This window comes from Nitratiruptor tergarcus DSM 16512, assembly GCF_027946175.1.
Lineage (GTDB): Bacteria > Campylobacterota > Campylobacteria > Campylobacterales > Nitratiruptoraceae > Nitratiruptor > Nitratiruptor tergarcus.
Window position 1 is genome coordinate 955,575 of the sequence record NZ_AP026671.1, and the last position, 20,478, is coordinate 976,052.

Consider the following 20,478-nt stretch of genomic DNA (forward strand, 5'->3'; position numbering starts at 1 on the left):
ACTCCTCAAATTTTTTGCAATTTTATCGAAAAAATCTTGAAAAGAGATATAAAAGCAGTGATAGAACAATGCTCAGTACTATCGAGGTAGTAATAGGAAAATAGAAAGTAAAATTATCTTTCTTGATATAGATATCACCGGGCAAGCGCCCGATAAATTGTATAAAGAGACCAACAACGATAAGGGTTATTCCTATAAATATTAAGACCTTTCCAAAATCCACTATTTAAATTCCTCTTCACTTCTTGTCTGCTCATCAGTGAAATCCATCGCTTTTGCATTATCCATGAGCACCGGAATAAAAAGAAGTGAAACTACAACAGCAGCAACTGTACCACCAATGAGTGCAACACCAAGTCCCCCAAAAATAGGATCGCTAGCTAAAAGTGCCGAACCTAAAATAATAGCAATAGCAGTAAGCATAATTGGGCGTGCCCTCGTTGCAGTTGCAATCGCAATTGCTCTTCTTTTAGGAATATGTTTTTCTATCATCAATGCTTTTGCAAAATCGATAAGTAATATGGAGTTACGTGAACTAATTCCCATAAGAGCGATAAATCCAATAAGAGAAGTTGCAGTGAGGAAAAAGGTATCTCGTGTTACAAGATCTGCAACCCAGTGTCCAACAATCACTCCAATAATGGAGAGGAAACTTCCAGCCATAACAATATTGGAGAGAGTATAGCTCTTATAATAAACAACTATAAGCAGATAAATGAGAATGAGAGCAGCGATAAAAGCGAGTCCCAAATCTCTAAAAGTATCGAGGGTAACTTTCATCTCTCCATCCCACTTGAGATCTATTACCTCACCTGTTTTTTTATCGATGAAGCGAAGGTTAAAGAGATAATCAGTCTTTTGGATCTCATAATCTTTCGCAAACTCTTTCATTATTGTCTCTCTCGCTTCCAAAAGAGGATAGACTTGCGAGACAAGATCTGTTTCAGCAATTACATTTGTATAGCGTCTGAGGTTTTTATGCATAATAGTAGGCTCATTTGTCGCTTCAACAATATCAACTACTTCAGTAAGTGGTACCATCATTCCTTTTTGATTCATCAACTCAAAAGAAGCAAGTTTTTTCTTGACAGCCTCTAAAGATTTATCATCAAATCTTCTTGTACTATCGCTCAAACGCAAAAAGAGCTCTATTTGAGAAGGGTAGTTTTCGCTATTTTTTACGCCAACGCCCATCCCTTCAAATGCAAGATAGAGTATCTTTTGTACCTGCTCTACTGCAAGACCACTCTTTTGAATCTTGTCGATATTTGGTTTGAGATGAAACTTTTTGTAAAGCTCATCTTCCATTATATCTACATCAACAAGCCCTGGAGTGTTTTTGAAAATATTTGCAACTTTTTGAGCAAAATCTCTTCTCGTTTTCTCATTTGGTGTATAAATCTCTGCAACAATAGATGCTAAAGTTGGGGGGCCAGCTGGCTGCTCAATAAGTTTAATAGAGGTTTGTTTTACAAGCGACTCACACTTTTTTTGAATAATTGGTCGCAAACGGTGTACCATATTGTAGCTACGTTCTTCACGCTCATGTTTATCAGTAAGATTAACTACAATTTCAGCAACGTTTTCACTATTTTTAAACGCACTCCCCTTTACGAGCCCAGCATAATCAAGAGGTGCACCCATACCAATGAAACTCTCTATATCTGTTACCTCTTTTTCATCTTTTAAAATATCTATAACACATTCTGTTACCTCTTTTGTCTGCTCTTTTGAAGATCCTGTAGGAAGATCAATATAGACACTAAAGGTATTTGCACTTTTTCCTGGCAACATTTTTACCCACACGATTTTTGTAGGAATCATAGCAATTGAGCCAGCTAGAGCAACTAAAACAAGGAGGATGACGAAGAATTTCTTCCATTTATGCTCTAATATATTGTAAATGAACTTTTCAAACTTTTTCACTGCTTGCCTCCATCTATATCACACTCTTTTGGAAGTTTCTCCTCTTTTTGAAAATGGTGATGGTGATGATGCATGTGTGGTTTTTTGAGCATCTTTTTGGAAAGATATGGCGTAAAAATATAAGCAATGAGAAGTGAAGCCAAAAGTGCAACAGGAACATTAAGTGGAATTGGCTTCATAAATTCACCCATCATACCACCTACAAAAGCCATAGGAATCATAGTCATAATAATCGCAATAGTTGCCACATTTGTAGGTGCACCTATCTCATCTGTCGCTTCTACCAAAATGGTATCCATATCCTTATCCACTGCATCATGCTCGTGTAAATGTCTATGAATATTTTCTATAACAATAATTGCAGCATCAACCAATAGTCCCAATGAGAGTAAAAATGCAAAGAGTGTAATTCTGTTAATTGTCTGCCCAGTGATATAGGCTATAAAAAGAGTGATTGCTAAAATAGCAGGTACAGTAAAGGTAACGATGAGTGCCTCTTTCCAACCAAGGAAAAACACTAACATCACAGCAATAATAGCAATGGTAATAAGAAGATGGTCAACAAGCTCATTTACCGCATCATTTGCACGTTTTCCATAATCCCTTGTCAAGACATATCCAATGCCTTTATGCTCAAGATATGGCTTGAGATCTTTCATGAGTGCTAAAACATCATTAGCAACAAAAACTGCATTTGTTCCCTTAAGTTTACTCACTTCTAATGTATATTGAGGCTTTGTACCCAATTTTTTTGTCCAGATTCCAGCTTCTTTGAAGTTTTGAATATCTATACCATCTTCTACTTTTGCAATATCTTTTACATATATAGGCGATCCCATATAGTTAGCGACCATGATGTTTTTTACATCTTCTATGCTCTCTATTGCATTAGGTACTCCAAAAATGACAATTTTTTTATCTTTGGTCCTATTTTTTACCTCCGGTACCTCTTTCGCAACAGAGCTTACCGCTTGCATAATCTGCCCTAAAGAGAGATGAAAGCCTGTTAGTTTATTGAGATCAACTAAAATATTAAACTGCCTTTTATGCGCACCTTTGAGATTTGTTTTTGAGACATTTTTTATGCGGTTAATTTTATACTGGATATCTTTTATGACTTTAAAAAATTCTGCATCACTCAAGGCTTTGTCACGTTTATAAAAAGCAAAAGTCAAAATAGGTATATCGATATCAATATCAAAAGGTTTGACAAGCGGTTGCATCGCATTTTTTGGAAGTAAATTCATATTTTGCATTACTTTGTCATAGAGCTTGAGATTAGATATCTCTCTATTTTGCCCGATGTAGTACTGTACATTCACAATTCCTACATTCTCTTTTGCTATTCCATAAATATATTCAACTCCACTGATCTCTCGAATCTTCTCTTCTAAAGGTTTTACAATAACATTTTCAATCTCTTTAGGTGTAGCGCCAGGCATAGGTACAATCACTGTACCACCACTAATTGCTATTTGTGGATCCTCTTCTCGAGGCATTATCTCAAGCGATAGGTATCCTACTGCCAATACAAAAACAGCAAGGAGGGCAGTCAAGGGGTTATGTAAAAAGGTTTTTGCAAGTTTTCCTGCAATATCTTTTGGTTCATAGTGGCATTTTATCTCATTACTCATAGCCTACCCCTATTTAAAATCTAGCTTTGCATACATTCCAGGAATGATAGTAGCTTTGTTAGGATTTTTGAATGAGACTTTTATTTTAAATTTATGCGTCATAGGATTTGCTGCAGGAATGATAGAGGTCACTCTCCCTTCAGCCTCAAAAGCTAGAGAAGGAATATACACAGCTACTTTTTGTCCAATCTTTACATTTTTGAGATTACTTTCGCTAATCTCAGCCATTACTTTAAGATTATCGAGTGTTGTAAGTATCATTCCAGGATATCCAGGAATAGTGAGTTGTCCCTCTTTTACATTATTTTGAATAATTACACCATCATTAGGCGCTTTGATTTTGAGATATTCATATTGATGCAACACTTCTGCGAGTTTCGCTTTAGCCATTTGGAGCTGTTTTTTTGCAATCTGTACCATATCTTTTGTATTCTTATACATAAGTTCCATGCGTTCTAGTTCAAATTTTGAGACCATACCTTTTGCAAAGAGTCTCTTATGGCGCTCGTAATTTGTTTTTGCAAACATATACATATTATTATTCATTGCAATAGCAAGTCTTGCTTGAGAAATCATAAGTTCAACTTGCGATTTTGCTAAATCAATCTCTTTTGAATCAATTACATAGAGCACCTCGCCCTTTTTTACCCAGTCACCCTCATGCTTATAAACCTTTTTTACAAATCCCATATAGCGAGTACCAAGCATTTTGGTATCATCACTTATCACAGTTCCTGAAAGACTCAATCCTTCTGCATAGAGTGATAATGCAAAAAGCATCGCAAATACAATATTTTTCATCTATTCTCCTTTATCCAAAAGACTCTCTAGTTCAAAAACTTTTTCGTTGCGCTCAGTTTTTGTTTTGAGAAGTTTAAGCAGTACTTGAATCTCTTCAGAATGCTTAATGAGTACATCACTTATTTTACTCAAACCCTCTTTATATTTTTCCACATACATTCTGTAGATCTCTTTTGCCAATGCATACTGCTTGCTTTGTGCTTTAACATCATAATCTTTACTTTTAACAGCAGTTTTAATCTGATTAATTTTAAGAGCGAGTCCCCTCTTTGCCAAACTCAACTGCTCATTGACTTTGAGATATTTAATTTTAGCCTGTTCAACTTCTGCTTTTGTTTTTCCACCACTAAAGAGATTCCATTTAAGCTGCGCACCTACAGTGTAAAAATCTTTATCAAAAAAGTCATTAAAAGGTTTATCATCACTGCTTCCATACTCACCAAATGCACCAATCATCGGATAATAACCACTCTTTTGCAATCTTACATTCATTCCCATCATCTTTTTCCCAAGCTTTGCTCTTTTATAGTCAATTGCTTTTTGTACGAGATTATGAGTATCTTCTTTTGGAAGAGGTGCAAGTTCACTTACATGCACAATACTTGCAACATCTTCTCCGATGAGAAAACTGAGATATTGGTATGCAAGTTCCCTATTGAGTTTTGCTTGATTAAGGTAACTAAGAACTTCTGCTTTTTTTGCTTGAACCTCTAATACATCTGTCTTTTTCGCATATCCCTCTTGTTTAAAATTTTTAATAATATTTTCTAGTTTATCCATATTCGATTTCAGTATCTCAAGATTTTTAATGTAATTTTCTACAAGAGTAATATCATAAAAAGTTTTCTTCGTTGCAAAAACCATCTCATTGACAATTTTTTTAGCTTCGAGATGTTTCATTCTCTCCATCTCTTTGGATATCTTTTTATACATTGTCAGTTTCATTCCAGTATAAAGAGGTATCATATACTGTAGTTTTGTTTGAAAATGGTTCCTTGCATCAGGATTGTTGAGATCATTTGGTGCAGTATCTAAGAGCATATTTTGCATTTGAGGATTTGCCATCATCTGCGAAAATGTAGCAAAATTACCATTTGCCATGCTAAGGGCTTGAGAGACACCACCTAAAAAGTCTTTAAATCCAAAATCTCTAAAAGTAGCTTCTCTTGATTGGAGTTTAAATCCAAAGACATTTCCCGCATCATTACTACGCAATGCATTAAAAACAAGGTTTAGAGATCCGTAATTATAGCTTTGAGCAATTTTCGTATTGAATTTTGCTATTTTTTCCTCAAATTGAGCAATTTTGATATTACTGTTGTTTTTTTTGAGTATTGCAATTGCTTCATCTAATTTAAGGTTTTCGACTTTAGCAAAAAGCAGTCCTATGGTTAATGTAAGTAGCAAAAGCTTTTTCATAATCCCTCCAGAGATTGAAAAAAATTATTGACAAGATTATATAAAGTTATAACTTAGTGAAATATTAACTCATATAAGCAGGAACCCCTGCTTATAAAATTGCGTAGGAGACAGAGAGGCAAGCTTTGAGGTCTGCAAGCTCTTTGAGTACATCTTTACTTACATCATCATCAACAATTATCACCGCCAAAGCCAGTCCATGATTATCGCGCCCTAACCGAAAATCTGCAATATTAATATTATGTTTAGCTAAAATCATACCGACCTCTCCAATGACACCTGGCACATCGGTATTTTTAAAAAGGATCATTTTCCCTTTTGGCTCTACATCAAGGGCAAAATGATTAATATCAACGATTCTTTGTACATTCTCTTCAAAAATCGTTCCACTTATTTCTATGATGTCTCTATCAGTAGTGAGTTTTACTGTTACTTTATTTTTATAACCACTTGTTTCAGGATTTTTTTTGCTAAGTATCTCAATCCCACGCTCTTTAGCCACAAATTCTGCATTGACATAATTGATTGTCTCACCTAAAGATTCTTTAAGTACACCAACTACTGCAAAAGTAATAAGAGATTTTATATACTCTCCAATTTCACCTTCAGCAATGACTTTAATAGATTTATATGCACCCTTATTTACTTGTGCAGCCAAAAAACCCATCTTTTGCGTTAATTCCAGATATGGCTTTACAAAAGGAGGCATCTCATCTTCTTTGATTGGAAGATTTAAAGCATTTGGATAGCTGATGCCTCTAGCTGCTTCAAGTGCTTGCGTTGCAGCTCCAATAGCAATCTTTTCTTGTGACTCTTCAGTATTTGCACCAAGATGTGGTGTAACTGTAACATTATCAAGCTCTAAGAGTTTATTGTCAGTTGCAGGCTCCTTCGCAAAAACATCAATTCCAGCAAATTTGATTTTCCCACTTTTCAATCCCTCATAGAGAGCATCTTCGTTATAAAGGCCACCCCTTGCACAATTGATAAGGATCACACCATCCTTCATCTTTGCGATCTCTTCACGATCAATCATATTGATCGTCTCTTTTGTTTTTGGTGTGTGTATAGTAATAATATCACATGCTAAAATATCATTGAAATCTGTGGTATATTTTACACCAAGATTTGTTGCTTTTTCTGGTGAAATATAAGGATCGTACGTGATAACTTCCATCTCAAAAGCTAAAGCGCGTTTTCCCACTCTGCTTCCAATATTACCAAAACCGATAATTCCTAACTTTTTACCTTTGAGCTCATTCCCTATCCAAGCTTCTCGCTTCCAAATGCGCTCAAGTTTTAGTTGATTATGTGCATACGGAAAAGCTCGCATACAGCTAAGCATATGTGCAAAAGTGAGCTCAACTGCTGCAATTGTGTTCGCAGTAGGAACATTCATGACAATGATCCCGCGTCTACTACACTCTTCCATATCTACATTATCTACCCCGACTCCTGCTCGAACTATCGCTTTAAGATTTTTTGCATGCTCCAAAAGCTCTTTATCGACCGGGGTAGAGCTTCGTGTAATGATGACATCAGCGTCTTTTATCTTCTCATAAAGAGGACCACCTTTTGGTACATCTGCTGCGTTGACATATTCTATATCTTGCTCTTTTGCAAGAATCTCTTCAGCCTTTTTATGCAAATGATCACATACAACTATCTTTCGTTTGTGCATTCTCATCCCTGTCTATCAAGTTTCTCTTTGATAATATCACCAAGAGTTGTACTCTCTTCTTGATTAATTTCTCGAAGAGCCTCTTTCTCTTTCATCTTTTGGAGTCTTCTAACTGAAACACGAAGACGATTATTCTGCGTATCAAGATAAGAGATTACTCCCTCGATTTCATCACCTTTATTGAGTTCCTCTTTTTTTAGTGGAGCAAGATCTTCGTTACGCACAAGAGCATCTACTCCATCTTCAAGCTGTATGAACACACCAAAATCTTTAATATCACGAACAGTCCCTTTTACTACGTCGCCCACTTTATGTGTTTTTGCAAATTTTTCTAGAGGGCTCTCTTGCAAGGATTTTCTATCAAGTGAAACGCGCTCTTTCTCTCTGTCTATACGTGCAATTTTTACTTGTGTCGTATCCCCCACATTAAAAAGATCTTTTGCCTTCAAGCCTTTTTCCCAGCCAAGATCTTGATTATGAAGAAGACCTTCAATTGCCCCAATCTTTACAAAAGCACCAAAATCTGTCAATGAAGTAATTTCTCCCTCGACTACATCGCCCTCTTTATAGTTTTGCAAAAACTCTTCAAAAGGTTTCGGCAAAAGATTCTTAAGAGATACTCGCAGTTTTCTATTTTCTATATCAATCTCTGTTACTTCAACATCAATCTGTTCACCCTCTTTTACATACTCACTTGGATGTTTAGGTTTTTTCTCCCACGTCATTTCACTAATATGTAAAAGTCCTTCAATATCATTACCAAGATCAACAAAAGCTCCGTAAGGCTCAATATTACTTATAGTGACATTGATAACATCGCCTGGTTCAAGCTCTCCTTTGATCTCTTCCCAAGGATCTGGTTGTGTAGCTTTAATGGAGAGAGAAAGTCTATTTTTATCGCTCTCATAATTGATAGCTTTTACATTAACTTTATCACCTTCGTTAAAATACTTTGCAGGATTTACAGGGCCTTTATAGCTTATTTCATTATAGTGTACTAAACCCTCTACGCCTGGAGCAACTTCTACAAACATACCATAGTTTGTAATTTTTTTCACAGTACCTTCTACAACCTTATCCTCTTGCATCAATTCATCGATAATCTCTTTTCTCTTTTGTGCAAGCTCTTGAATAAATTTTTTGCGTGAAATAACTATCGAGTCGTTATTCTCGCCGATTTTGAGTATTTTTGCACTTACTCTTCTTCCAGTATCTGGTTTGTTTTTGAAAAAACTTTGGGAGTTTGGCAAGAAAAATTGTACGCCTTCATCGTTTTCTACGATATATCCACCTCTATTTTTCCCAACAATTCGTCCTTCAATGACCATATTTTCCAAGTTGTCTTTGTTTGCTTCAATAAAACTCTTTACTTTCTCTTTTGCAATAGCTTTTTTGTGTGAGATTATTGGACGCTCATTTCTATATCCAGACACCATAACCTTAATTGTATCCCCAGGTTGGTAGAGAAGATTTCCCTCACTATCTTGAATCTCTTTGATATTCAAAATACCCTCTTGCTTCTCACCCACATCCACCAAAACTCTCTCATTATCTTGTATCTCTACAATCACACCATCTATAACTCTTGATTCACTACGTTTATTCTCATGCTCTTCAAGCATTTTTGCAAAGTCTTCGCCTGTATTTTCCATACCCATGTTTACCTCTTTTTCCATAATTTGCTTTTCCCTTGATAAAATTTTGCTAATTATACTTTAATTTTCTTTATCTTTTCTATAACTTCTTCAATAATCCAGTTTGGAGTAGATGCACCAGCAGTTATACCACAAAGTTTTTTCCCCTCAAACCATAATGGTTGAATCTCCTCTTTATTTTCTATAAGATAACTATCTGGACAATTCTCTTTACAAATTCTAAAAAGCTGCTTGGTATTAGAAGAGTTTTTCCCTCCTATAACTATCATCACATCAGCCTCTTTACTCAACTCTCTTGCAGCGCTTTGGTTTTCAAATGTGGCATTGCAAATAGTATTAAAAACTCTCACCTCTTTTTTGTGTTGCATCAAGAAATTTACTATTTTTGCATACTCTTCAAATTTTCTCGTAGTCTGCGCAACTGTTGCTACTTTCTCTTTGAGTTTTGATAATTGAGGTTCAAGCTCTGCAACATCCAAAACTACAATAGGATCTTTTGCATAACTCATAACACCTTTAATCTCTGGATGATTGCGATCTCCAAAAATAACAATGCTATACCCCTCTTCGCTCATCTTTTCTACAATCTCTTGCGGTTTTGTCACAAAAGGACATGTAGCATTAACAACTTCAACATTTTTCTCTTTTAATATCTGAAGCTTATCTTTGGGGATACCGTGTGTGCGGACAATGACTTTGCTATTTTCTTCTACTTCATCTATATCTTCTACAAGCCCTACATTGAAATTTTTTTTGAGTCTTTCTATCTCATTTTTATTATGAATCAAAGGTCCAAATGTTACGCTATCGGGACTCTCTTCAGCAATTTTAATAGCTCTTTTGACACCAAAACAAAAACCGTAATTTTGTGCTAATTTAATCTCCACGTTCTACCTCGGTAATTTTTTGTAACAGTTCCACAAAATTTGGAAAAGATGTAGCAATACACTCTATATCCTCTATCTCCATTCCCGCTAACAATCCAGCTATAGCAAAACTCATAGCAATACGATGATCTCCATAGCTGTCAATAACAGCTTTTTGTAACTTGCCACCTCTTATCTCATATCCATCTTCATACTCTTCCACGCTTATACCACATTTGCGCAAATTCTCTACAACACTTTTTATACGATCACTCTCTTTTACCCGCAGCTCTTTAGCATTTTTAACTCTGCTTACTCCCTCAGCTACAGCCATCGCAATTGCAAGAGCTGGCAATTCATCAATGAGCCATGAGATATGCTCACTTACTTCTACCCCTTGAAGTTTTTCTCCACATACTCTAATGTCCCCAATAGGCTCGTAGATATTCTCTTTTTGCATATATTCTACTTTTGCACCCATTTTTTGTAAAACTTTGAATGCTTCAATGCGTGTAGGATTGAGAGTAATATTTTTAAGTAGTACACAGCTACCTGGCATAATTGCAGCTGCAACAGCAAAGAAAAAGGCACTAGATGGATCAGATGGAATGGTTATGTCAAGAGGTTCTAGTGGAGCCTTTAAAGGTTCAATCTCTACAAAATATTTTCCATGTCGATATTCACTTTTTATATTTGCTCCCATACCCCGCAGCATTCTTTCTGTATGGTCGCGGCTGAGTTCTGGCTCAGAATAGCTGCTTGCTTCCTTAGCTCGCAATCCTGCTAAAATCAAAGCGCTTTTGACTTGCGCAGAAGCTATGGGACTTTCATAAAAAAAAGATTCTAAATATGTATTGCCTCGGATTGCCAATGGAGCTTTATTCCCCTCTTCTCTCCCATCAATTTTCGCACCAATTGAGCGCAAAGGTTTCGCAACACGTGCCATTGGACGATTACGGAGATACTTATCTCCACTGAGGACAAAAAAACCCTCAACACCTGCCAAAAATCCACAGTAAAGTCGCATACCTGTACCACTATTTCCACAATCTAATACATCATCAGGCTCTACAATATTTTTTGGAGGCTCTATCTTAATAACATCACCCTCTTCAACCTTTGCTCCAAGCTTTTTGACAATTTGCAGCGTATTGAGGGTATCTTCAGCCTTCAAAAAATTTCTAATTTTTGAAGGCTTATCACTCAAAAGCGAAAACATCGCTGCTCTATGGGAAATAGACTTATCTGGTGCAATTTCTGCTATTTCAATATTGAAACTATCTTTCTTTGGTGCTATTTTCAATCTGCTCATCGCAATTCCACATTAAAACTCTTTTGAAGAGTTTGCAATATATTTTCCATAATAGCAGCAATCTCCTCTTCACTTAAAGTTTTTTCATCTGATTGCACCACAAACCGGATTGTTAAAGAGAGTTTGTCTCCCAGCTTCTCATCCTGATATGTAGCGATAGGATAGAATCTTTTGATCTCATGTGGTAAAGACTCTTGCAACACTTCTTTAATCTGTGCAAATGTTAAATTCTTATCAATCAATATACTCAAATCACGAAAAGCCATCTGGTAGATAGAATACTCTTTTGCTTTTGGATATGTAAGTGAAAGTTTTTGCATATCAATTTCTGCAATGTATGTAGGTGGCAACTCCATCTCTTCTTGAATAGATAGATGCAGCTTATATGCAATCCCAATCTCTTGTTCGTTTTTTATAATAGCTGCACACTGATATGGATGTAAAAGGCTTGTAGTTGCCTCACATTGATGTAGCTCTACATCGCCAAAAATATGTCCGAGATCATCGGCAAATGTTCCAAAATCTACACTTAAAGGTTTGCCACTATTTTGAAGAGTATCTGGCTCTTTAGCACCACTAAAAATAAGAGCTAAAGCAGGCTTTTCGTTGCGTTCTTTATCAAATATTGAACCTATCTCAAAAAGCTTAACTCTCTTACTTCCATTTTTAAAGTTATTGGCCACTTGCATTAAGAGATTTGGAACAAGTGATGTGCGCAGTGTATTGAGTTCACTCGTAATAGGATTAATAATATCAAGCTCCTCTTTGACTCGTGGCAGACCAAGTTTTTCCAAAAGTTTACTGTCAGTAAAAAGATAACTGATAGTTTCAAAATATCCCGCACCAACAAGCAGTGTACGTAACTGTTTACCTTCCTGATAGCGTTGATAAGCAGCATTAATTCTGTTTTTCTCTTCTACTTTTAAAGGCTTAGCATGAATATTATCAATTCCGTAAATTCTTACAATCTCTTCAGCAACATCTTGGAGATTAAAAATATCATGTCTGTAAACAGGAGCTTTTACAACCATGAGATCTTCACTAAAATTTACTATTGTAAATCCCAAAGCTTTGAGTATCTCTACAATTTCTGTTCTTTCTATCTCATCGCCTATCAAAGCTGTGAGGGCTGGAAACTCTATTTTGATACCAGGCCTTTCTAACTCTTTATGAATCTCATGGGATCCAGTATAAAATTTCAAATCTTTATAGTATTTTTGTAAAACCATTTTCGCATATGTAGCACCAATTTCTAGTTGCGGATCACTTCCTCTACTACTACGATAATAGCTCCAATCATTTTTAATTGGAGCTTCATACATTTTTTTTGCAATAGTTTCTGGATCGATATAGCTCATTTCTAAAACAATTGTTTTCTCATCTTTTGTAGGTTTTGATTTGTCAAACTGGTATACTCCTATAATACTCGCCTTTTGTATACCATAAACAGATTCATACCCTTTTTCATCCTCTTTGACTACAATTTTAGGCTCTTCATCCTCAAAAATACTATATCCATATAGTCTCGTAATCACTCCCGTAGCATGAGTTACATAATATCCAAACTCTTCAGCCTCATTTGTAAAAGATTCGCCGCACAAAGCCACACGAAAACGCACTATAAAAGGGTTATGAAAACTCTCTTTTTCAAAAGCTTTATATAATAGATTTGATTGAATCTCTTTTGCTGGCTCAAAATTGAGTAGTCTTCCAATCCCCATTTGGAGATTTTGTACCTCTTCTAAAGAGGGTTCTTTTACGCTTCTTTTCAATGCTGCAGCCAACTCTCTTGCAATACCTAAAACACTGAGACAATCACCTCGATTAGCAGTAAGTTCTATATCGATAATAGTATCTTGAAAAAATGGGTAGCTTTGCAACTCTTTACCGAGTTTAAGTTCACCTATACTCTCATCAAGCACCATAATACCATCTTCCATCTTTGGAAGCCCTAGTTCACTTGACGAGCAGATCATTCCAAAACTCTCTACCCCACGAAGTTTTGCTGGCTTTATTGCAAAATCTCCTGGTAGTATAGCTCCCACTTTAGCAACAGCCACATATTCAGCATCCACTACATTTTTTGCGCCACAAACAATTTGAAGCTCTTCATCTCCTACATCGACTTGACACAGATTAAGCTTATCTGCATTGGGATGTTTTTGACACGACAAGACCTTTCCTACTACTACATTGGCAGGTATATTAATATTTTTGACTTCTGCTACCTCTAGTCCAATACGATTAAGAGTTTTTACAAGTTCTTCAACAGAGATATCTTCAATATCTATCCATTCGTTTAACCATCTTTTTGTTACTATCATCTAAACTGCTCCAATAGACGCAAATCTCCTTCAAAAAGGCTACGCAAATCACCAATTCTATGAATAAGCATAGCAAATCTCTCTACACCTAAACCAAATGCATAGCCACTGACATCTTCATACCCTACAGCCTCAAAGACATGCGGATCTACCATCCCACATCCAAGCACTTCTAACCATCCAGTTTGAGAGCAAACACGACACCCCTCACCTTCACAAAATATACAACTTATATCCACTTCAGCACTAGGTTCAGTAAAAGGGAAAAAACTTGGGCGAAAGCGTACATCAACATCACCAAACATATAATGCAAAAAATCTTGTAATAAAAATTTTAAATTAGCAAAGCTCACTGCTCCCTTTTCATCGACCACTAATCCTTCTACCTGATGGAACATCGGAGTGTGTGTAAGATCAAAATCTCTGCGAAAAACTGCTCCAGGGCTAATCATACGAATAGGTGGTTTTTGATTTTGCATTGTCCGTATCTGTACAGGAGAGGTGTGCGTACGTAACAATTTTCCATCTTTAAAATAGAATGTATCTTGCATATCTCTTGCTGGATGATATTTTGGAAGATTGAGTGCTTCAAAATTGTGAAAATCATCTTCCACCAAAGGACCTGTTTCTATAGCATAATTAAGGGCTATAAAATAGTCTATAATCTTATCCATTGTATAATTTACTGGATGCATTGCACCTTTGAGGCTACGAGGAGAATAGAGCGATACATCTACATAATCTTCTTGAAGTTTTTGCTGTATCGCTTTTTGCAATAGATCATCTTTCTTTGCTTGCAAAAGTGAATAAAGAGAGTTTTTGGCTTTATTTAGATCCTTTGCTACTTGTGGTTTTTCTTCATTTGGCACATTTTTAAGCTTTTCAAACTCTTTAGCAAAATAGCCCTTTTTACCAAAAAGCTCAATCCTGATTTTTTCTAATTCATCTAGCGACTGACATTGCGCTATGATTGTTTGCCAATCTTGCAAATATCACCTCTTTAAATTTTTTTGAAGTATAATAATACAATAATGATTATAAAAAGATAAGGGAGGCAAATTTATGTGTATCTTTTGTAAAATAGTTGCTGGTGAAATTCCAGCTAATAAAGTGATGGAAAATGAGGAGTTTTTGGCTTTTCACGATATTAATCCTAAAGCACCTATTCATATTCTCATCATACCAAAACATCATGTAGAAAATTTCCAAAGTACTCCACCTGAACTTATGGCAAAAATGACACCTTTTATTCAGGAGGTAGCCAAAAAATTAGAACTTGATAAAACAGGTTACAGGCTTATAGTCAATAATGGCGAAGATGGGGGACAGGAAGTGATGCATCTACATTTTCACATGCTTGGAGGTGCAAAACTGAGTTGGCCATATCTTGCTATTGAAGAAGAGGCCAAAAAATATATGTAAAGCCCTCTAGGCTTTACGTAAAAACTCTTCAAAATATGCAATCTGCTTTCTTACTTGCTCTTTTGAAGTTGCTCCATAGGAGTTACGTGCATTCATAGAATTGATAAGATTAAGGTACTCTAAAACATCTTTTCCAATTCTCTCATCAATACTTTTAAGCTCTTCATAGGTAAGTTCAGAGATATCTTTGCCTTTATGTTCAGCCAGTGCTACCGCCTTGCCCGTTATAAAATGTGCTTCACGAAAAGGGATGCCAACCTTTTCCACTAAGTAATCGGCTAAGTCAGTTGCAGTTAAATGGCCGGTTTTTGCAGCTTTAAGCATATTTTCTTTGTTGATCTTCATAGTTTTTAAAACTTCATTGAGAATAATCACAGATATCTTTGCATGTTTTACGCTATCAAAAACCCCCTCTTTATCTTCTTGCATATCTTTATTATATGCTAGTGGCAAACCTTTCATTACTGTCAAAAGACTCACAAGATTTCCATAACTTCTTCCTGTTTTTCCCCGTAAGAGCTCAGGAACATCCGGGTTTTTCTTTTGTGGCATGATCGAACTTCCAGTAGCATATTCATCACTAATAGTAATAAATTTAAATTCATAGCTACTCCATAAAATTAGTTCTTCAGCAAGTCTTGATATATGCATCACCATTGTAGCAATATTAAAGAGTATTTCAAGTGCAAAATCTCTATCACTTACCGTATCAAGACAGTTGATTGTCGGTGCCTTAAAACCTAATTCTTTAGCTGTATATTCTCTATCAATATTATGAGGAGTTCCTGCAAGTGCCGCACATCCTAATGGAGAATAATTATTACGTTCATAAGAGCTTTGAAACCGCTCAATATCTCTTTTAAACATTGAGGCGTAGGCTAGCATATGGTATGCAAAACTTATTGGCTGCGCATGTTGTAAATGGGTCATACCAGGCAACACAACATCATCAGTTTTCTTCGCAATATTTACAAATGTAGCGATAAGGTCTTTAAGGAGCTCTATAAATTCTTGATTTTGTTTTTGTACATAAAGTCTAAAGTCAAGAGCAACTTGATCATTGCGGCTGCGTGCAGTGTGAAGCTTTTTTCCAGCATCACCAATAAGTTGTGTGAGTCTCTTCTCAATTGCCATATGAATATCTTCATCAGCTATATCCCATACAAACTCACCTGACTCTATCTCTTCTTTAATCTTTTGCAAGCCATTAATAATTGCCTCTTTCTCTTCTTCACTCAAAACACCCTGTTTAGCTAACATCTTAGCATGAGCGATAGATCCTTGAATATCTTGTTCATAAAGCTCTTTATCAAATGGAAGACTTGCATTAAATTCATCAAGAAGTTTACTTGCACTCTTTTCAAAGCGGCCTGACCAAAGCTTTGCCATTATACACCTTTTTTTCTTGCAATTGTAACATACAAATTTTGTAAAGTAGACTGTAGAAATGCACTATAAAGAGTTAATTTCTTAGATTTTGTAATTATGTGAGGTATCAATCGAAGAAGTAATCGAAGGAAAAAATCTTGGCCTGGCGCCGACCTACTTTTCCACAGCCGAAGGCTGCAGTATCATCAGCGATGCGGAGCTTAGCTTCCAGGTTCGAAATGGGACTGGGCGTTTCCTCCGCTCTATAGGCACCAGGACAAGAGAAGAGAGGCTTTTGGAGTTAAAAGACTCTCTTCTCTTGTCATTGAGACAATAGTTTTATTTAAAGAACACTCATTGTTCGTAGCAAAGAGCGGTAGCTCAGTAAGGCGGCGGTGCATATGTTATGTGTAAGCCAAACGGACTATTAGTACTGGTCAGCTAAACGCATTGCTGCGCTTACACACCCAGCCTATCAAGGTGGTAGTCTTCCACCGTCCTTCAGGGAAGGCTCATCTTGGAGTCGGCTTCCCGCTTAGATGCCTTCAGCGGTTATCCGTTCCGTGCATAGCTACCCAGCGGTGCCCTTGGCAGGACAACTGGTACACCAGTGGCACGTCCAACCCGGTCCTCTCGTACTAGGGTCAGCTCTCCTCAGCCTTCCTACGCCCACGGAAGATAGGGACCGAACTGTCTCACGACGTTCTGAACCCAGCTCGCGTACCGCTTTAAATGGCGAACAGCCATACCCTTGGGACCTGCTCCAGCCCCAGGATGCGATGAGCCGACATCGAGGTGCCAAACCTCCCCGTCGATGTGAGCTCTTGGGGGAGATCAGCCTGTTATCCCCGGGGTACCTTTTATCCTTTGAGCGATGGCCCTTCCACTCAGAACCACCGGATCACTAAGACCGACTTTCGTCTCTGCTCGAGTTGTCTCTCTCACAGTCAGGCTGGCTTATGCCTTTATACTCTCCAAGCGATTTCCAACCGCTTTGAGCCAACCTTTGTAAGCCTCCGTTACTCTTTAGGAGGCGACCGCCCCAGTCAAACTACCCGCCAGGCATTGTCCTCCCACAGGATAACTGTGGCGAGTTAGCCACCAGAATGAGGAAGGGTGGTATCTCAAGGACGGCTCCACCAGAGCTGGCGCCCTGGCTTCTCAGCCTCCCACCTATCCTGCACATCCTCATCCCGATGGCAGTACCAAGCTGTAGTAAAGGTCCACGGGGTCTTTCCGTCTTTCCGCGGGTAGGAGGAATTTTCACCTCCACTACAATTTCACCGGATCCCTGGTCGAGACAGCCCCCATCTCGTTACGCCATTCATGCAGGTCGGTATTTAACCGACAAGGAATTTCGCTACCTTAGGACCGTTATAGTTACGGCCGCCGTTTACCGGGGCTTCGGTTCACGCCTTCGCTCCGAAGAGCTAAGCGATCCCCTTAACCTTCCGGCACCGGGCAGGCGTCACACCATATACATCCTCTTACGAGTTAGCATAGTGCTGTGTTTTTGATAAACAGTCGGATGGAGCGCTTCGCTGCGACCCGCCTCGGCTCCAGCCGCATGGGCCTTCACCTACTACGGGCACACCTTATACCGAAGATACGGTGCCAGTTTGCAGAGTTCCTTGACCAGGGTTCTTCCGCGCGCCTTAGAATACTCATCTCACCCACCTGTGTCGGTTTACGGTACGGGCTACTTACTACTTAAACGGCTTAGAAGCTTTTCTCGGCTCGACGGCATCACCGGTTCCCCCGCCGCCCCGAAGGGCTTTGGGGGCCTGTCAGGTCTCGGCCTCACGCTAGGCGGATTTGCCTACCTAGCAGCCTACACCCTTCGAGCCCGTATTCCATCACGGACCCCGGCTAGCCCTAAGCGTCCCTCCATCGCCTTGTAGTAAGTAGGTATCGGAATATTAACCGATTTCCCATCGCCTACCCCTCTCGGACTCGGCTTAGGACCCGACTAACCCTACGTTGACGAGCATCGCGTAGGAAACCTTGGGTTTTCGGCGAAGTGGATTCTCACCACTTTTATCGCTACTCATGCCTGCATGCTCACTTCCAGCCGCTCCACTGCTCCTCACCGGTACAGCTTCACCGCTGACTGGAACGCTCTGCTACCGCGCATACACCAGTATGCACCTGCGACTTCGGTGTGTGACTTAGCCCCGTTATATTTTCCGCGCAGGGCCGCTAGACCAGTGAGCTGTTACGCTTTCTTTAAAGGATGGCTGCTTCTAAGCCAACCTCCTGGTTGTCTAAGCAGCCCCACATCGTTTTCCACTTAGTCACAACTTGGGGACCTTAGTCGGCAGTCTGGGTTGTTCCCCTCTCGACATAGGATTTTATCACCCTACGCCTGACTCCCAGGATTACACTACAGGTATTCGGAGTTTGACAGGGTTTGGTACCGCGGTGAGCAGCCCTAGCCCTATCAGTGCTCTACCCCCTGTAGCTACTTCCTGAGGCTATACCTAAATATATTTCGCAGAGAACCAGCTATCACCGAGTTTGTTTGGCCTTTCACCCCTATCCACAGCTCATCCAAGGAGTTTTCAACCTCCACTGGTTCGGCCCTCCATGGGGTCTTACCCCCACTTCAGCCTGGCCATGGATAGATCACCCGGCTTCGGGTCTGCAGCCAGTGACTCAATCGCCCTATTCAGACTCGCTTTCGCTACGGCTTCGCGTTTGCTTAACCTCGCCACTGACCACAACTCGCAGGCTCATTATGCAAAAGGCAGTCCGTCACCCTGAGCCGAAGCTCATAGGGCTCCGAATGATTGTAGGCATACGGTTTCAGGTTCTATTTCACTCCCCTCACTGGGGTTCTTTTCACCTTTCCCTCACGGTACTTGTGCACTATCGGTGTGATGGTAGTATTTAGCCTTGGAGGGTGGTCCCCCCATCTTCAGTCAGGATAACACGTGTCCCGACCTACTCGCAAGGCCTCTGCTTAGTCCCACCTACACTATTTCGTCTACAGGGCTATCACCTTCTATGGCTTACCTTTCCAGGTAATTCAACTATAATGTAGGCTACACAGAGGCGGGCTACTCCCCGTTCGCTCGCCGCTACTAGGAGAATCTCGGTTGATTTCTTTTCCTCCGGGTACTGAGATGTTTCACTTCCCCGGGTTCGCCCCTGACATAGTCAGGTGACCAGTATTACTACTGGCCGGGTTGCCCCATTCGGAAATCCCCGGATCAACGCTTCTTGGCAGCTCCCCGAGGCTTTTCGCAGCCTAGCACGTCCTTCATCGCCTCCATCACCCTAGGCATCCACCGTACGCCCTTTGTAGCTTACACCTACTTCTAAGACGCACCGCCGCCTTACTCAACTACCTTAGTCAAGTAAAACAGCTTGCCTATTGTTTTTACCTCTTTTACTACGAACAATGAGTTGTCAAATAACCTTAGACTTAAAAGTCTAAAAACAATCTTCCTCTGAAGATTCTTTTTAGACTTTGGTGGAGTCTACCGATGACCCTTCCGGTAACCTCTCACAGGCGTATGCTATGCACTCGCTCCGCTCGCGCATATACGCATCGCCGTGCGCAGCTACAAACGACAAGCAGTTGTCGTTTGCTTTACGCTCCTCCCGTGCAAAGCACGCAGTCGGCAATGTAATCTCTCTTACACTCCCAACTACGTGCTTTTATCTTGGTGGAGTCTACCGGGATCGAACCGGTGACCTCCTGCGTGCAAGGCAGGCGCTCTCCCAGCTGAGCTAAGACCCCATCTTGTGTTTAGTTGTGAATTGTTTAGATTTTTTAGCGTAGCGTACAACTGAGTACGTGAGCTGGAAAATCTAGGCAAGATTCAACTAAACTGGTGGGCCTGAGAGGACTTGAACCTCTGACCTCACCCTTATCAGGGGTGCGCTCTAACCACCTGAGCTACAGGCCCATTATTAAAGCTCCGCCCCTGATAAGGGCTTCTCTTAGCTCTTGACTCCACTTTTCCTTTTCAAAGAACATCCTTGATCTCTCACAACTAGACAGAGAACGAGCCCCCTGAGTCAATAAGTGTGAGTACTTATTGACTCTTCCATCCAAAGAAACG

At 39.1% G+C, this 20,478-nt stretch carries 13 protein-coding genes, 2 tRNA genes and 2 rRNA genes; 1 reads left to right on the forward strand and 16 read right to left on the reverse strand.

Going from position 1 to position 20,478, the window contains the following annotated elements:
* Window positions 1–22 precede the first annotated feature (22 nt).
* From NITER_RS05045 to pheS, 11 genes are all read right to left on the reverse strand, one after another.
* Window positions 23–226 carry a DUF2905 family protein gene (locus NITER_RS05045; RefSeq protein WP_197685361.1) on the reverse strand — a complete coding sequence of 68 codons (204 nt, stop codon included), beginning with the start codon at window positions 224–226 and terminating at the stop codon, window positions 23–25.
* A complete protein-coding gene (locus NITER_RS05050) occupies window positions 223–1,926 on the reverse strand; it encodes an efflux RND transporter permease subunit (protein WP_084275570.1) in 1,704 nt (567 codons plus the stop codon). The genes NITER_RS05045 and NITER_RS05050 overlap by 4 nt, the downstream gene beginning before the upstream one ends.
* The gene (locus NITER_RS05055; RefSeq protein WP_084275569.1) at window positions 1,923–3,560 is read right to left on the reverse strand and encodes an efflux RND transporter permease subunit; all 1,638 of its coding nucleotides are present in this window, start codon (window positions 3,558–3,560) and stop codon (window positions 1,923–1,925) included. Before NITER_RS05055 ends, NITER_RS05050 begins: the two co-directional genes overlap by 4 nt.
* Before the next feature lie 9 nt (window positions 3,561–3,569).
* Entirely contained in the window at window positions 3,570–4,361 is a 792-nt protein-coding gene (locus tag NITER_RS05060) for an efflux RND transporter periplasmic adaptor subunit (protein ID WP_084275568.1), read from the reverse strand.
* Entirely contained in the window at window positions 4,362–5,780 is a 1,419-nt protein-coding gene (locus tag NITER_RS05065; protein WP_084275567.1) for a TolC family protein, read from the reverse strand.
* A 91-nt stretch (window positions 5,781–5,871) separates the two neighbouring features.
* Window positions 5,872–7,461, reverse strand: coding sequence for a phosphoglycerate dehydrogenase (serA, locus tag NITER_RS05070; protein WP_084276582.1), 1,590 nt, complete (start codon window positions 7,459–7,461; stop codon window positions 5,872–5,874).
* Window positions 7,462–7,463: 2 nt separating this feature from the next.
* Entirely contained in the window at window positions 7,464–9,137 is a 1,674-nt protein-coding gene (locus NITER_RS05075) for a 30S ribosomal protein S1 (RefSeq protein ID WP_143779635.1), read from the reverse strand.
* Window positions 9,138–9,169: 32 nt separating this feature from the next.
* Window positions 9,170–10,003 (reverse strand): 4-hydroxy-3-methylbut-2-enyl diphosphate reductase, encoded by an 834-nt coding sequence (locus NITER_RS05080; RefSeq protein ID WP_084275566.1) that lies wholly within the window; start codon window positions 10,001–10,003, stop codon window positions 9,170–9,172.
* A complete protein-coding gene (aroA, locus tag NITER_RS05085) occupies window positions 9,993–11,294 on the reverse strand; it encodes a 3-phosphoshikimate 1-carboxyvinyltransferase (RefSeq protein WP_084275565.1) in 1,302 nt (433 codons plus the stop codon). The genes NITER_RS05080 and aroA overlap by 11 nt, the downstream gene beginning before the upstream one ends.
* Window positions 11,291–13,618: a phenylalanine--tRNA ligase subunit beta gene (pheT, locus tag NITER_RS05090; RefSeq protein WP_084275564.1), complete on the reverse strand. Its 2,328-nt coding sequence runs from the start codon at window positions 13,616–13,618 to the stop codon at window positions 11,291–11,293. Before pheT ends, aroA begins: the two co-directional genes overlap by 4 nt.
* Entirely contained in the window at window positions 13,615–14,607 is a 993-nt protein-coding gene (gene pheS, locus NITER_RS05095) for a phenylalanine--tRNA ligase subunit alpha (RefSeq protein WP_084275563.1), read from the reverse strand. Before pheS ends, pheT begins: the two co-directional genes overlap by 4 nt.
* A gap of 73 nt (window positions 14,608–14,680) precedes the next feature.
* Between pheS and NITER_RS05100 the strand changes: the two genes are divergently transcribed.
* Complete coding sequence (locus tag NITER_RS05100) at window positions 14,681–15,040, forward strand: histidine triad nucleotide-binding protein (protein ID WP_084275562.1); 360 nt, start codon at window positions 14,681–14,683, stop codon at window positions 15,038–15,040.
* Between the two features lie 6 nt (window positions 15,041–15,046).
* On the opposite strand, the gene argH is transcribed toward NITER_RS05100, so the two are convergent.
* The 5 genes from argH to NITER_RS05125 form a co-directional block, all read right to left on the reverse strand.
* Window positions 15,047–16,429, reverse strand: coding sequence for an argininosuccinate lyase (gene argH / locus NITER_RS05105; RefSeq protein WP_084275561.1), 1,383 nt, complete (start codon window positions 16,427–16,429; stop codon window positions 15,047–15,049).
* Between the two features lie 140 nt (window positions 16,430–16,569).
* Window positions 16,570–16,685: ribosomal RNA gene (rrf, locus tag NITER_RS05110) — 5S ribosomal RNA — on the reverse strand.
* A 129-nt stretch (window positions 16,686–16,814) separates the two neighbouring features.
* Window positions 16,815–19,722 (reverse strand): 23S ribosomal RNA (locus tag NITER_RS05115).
* Window positions 19,723–20,077: 355 nt separating this feature from the next.
* A tRNA-Ala gene (locus tag NITER_RS05120) sits at window positions 20,078–20,153 on the reverse strand.
* Between the two features lie 92 nt (window positions 20,154–20,245).
* Window positions 20,246–20,322, reverse strand: a tRNA-Ile gene (locus tag NITER_RS05125).
* Window positions 20,323–20,478 lie beyond the last annotated feature (156 nt).

Bases quoted from the DNA above. Each gene is read 5' to 3' on its own strand.
- NITER_RS05075 (WP_143779635.1), bottom strand. From the start codon at position 9,137: ATGGAAAAAGAGGTAAACATGGGTATGGAAAATACAGGCGAAGACTTT.
- argH (WP_084275561.1), bottom strand. From the start codon at position 16,429: ATGGCAAAGCTTTGGTCAGGCCGCTTTGAAAAGAGTGCAAGTAAACTT.
- serA (WP_084276582.1), bottom strand. From the start codon at position 7,461: ATGCACAAACGAAAGATAGTTGTATGTGATCATTTGCATAAAAAGGCT.
- aroA (WP_084275565.1), bottom strand. From the start codon at position 11,294: ATGAGCAGATTGAAAATAGCACCAAAGAAAGATAGTTTCAATATTGAA.
- NITER_RS05065 (WP_084275567.1), bottom strand. From the start codon at position 5,780: ATGAAAAAGCTTTTGCTACTTACATTAACCATAGGACTGCTTTTTGCT.
- NITER_RS05055 (WP_084275569.1), bottom strand. From the start codon at position 3,560: ATGAGTAATGAGATAAAATGCCACTATGAACCAAAAGATATTGCAGGA.
- NITER_RS05100 (WP_084275562.1), top strand. From the start codon at position 14,681: ATGTGTATCTTTTGTAAAATAGTTGCTGGTGAAATTCCAGCTAATAAA.
- pheT (WP_084275564.1), bottom strand. From the start codon at position 13,618: ATGATAGTAACAAAAAGATGGTTAAACGAATGGATAGATATTGAAGAT.
- NITER_RS05060 (WP_084275568.1), bottom strand. From the start codon at position 4,361: ATGAAAAATATTGTATTTGCGATGCTTTTTGCATTATCACTCTATGCA.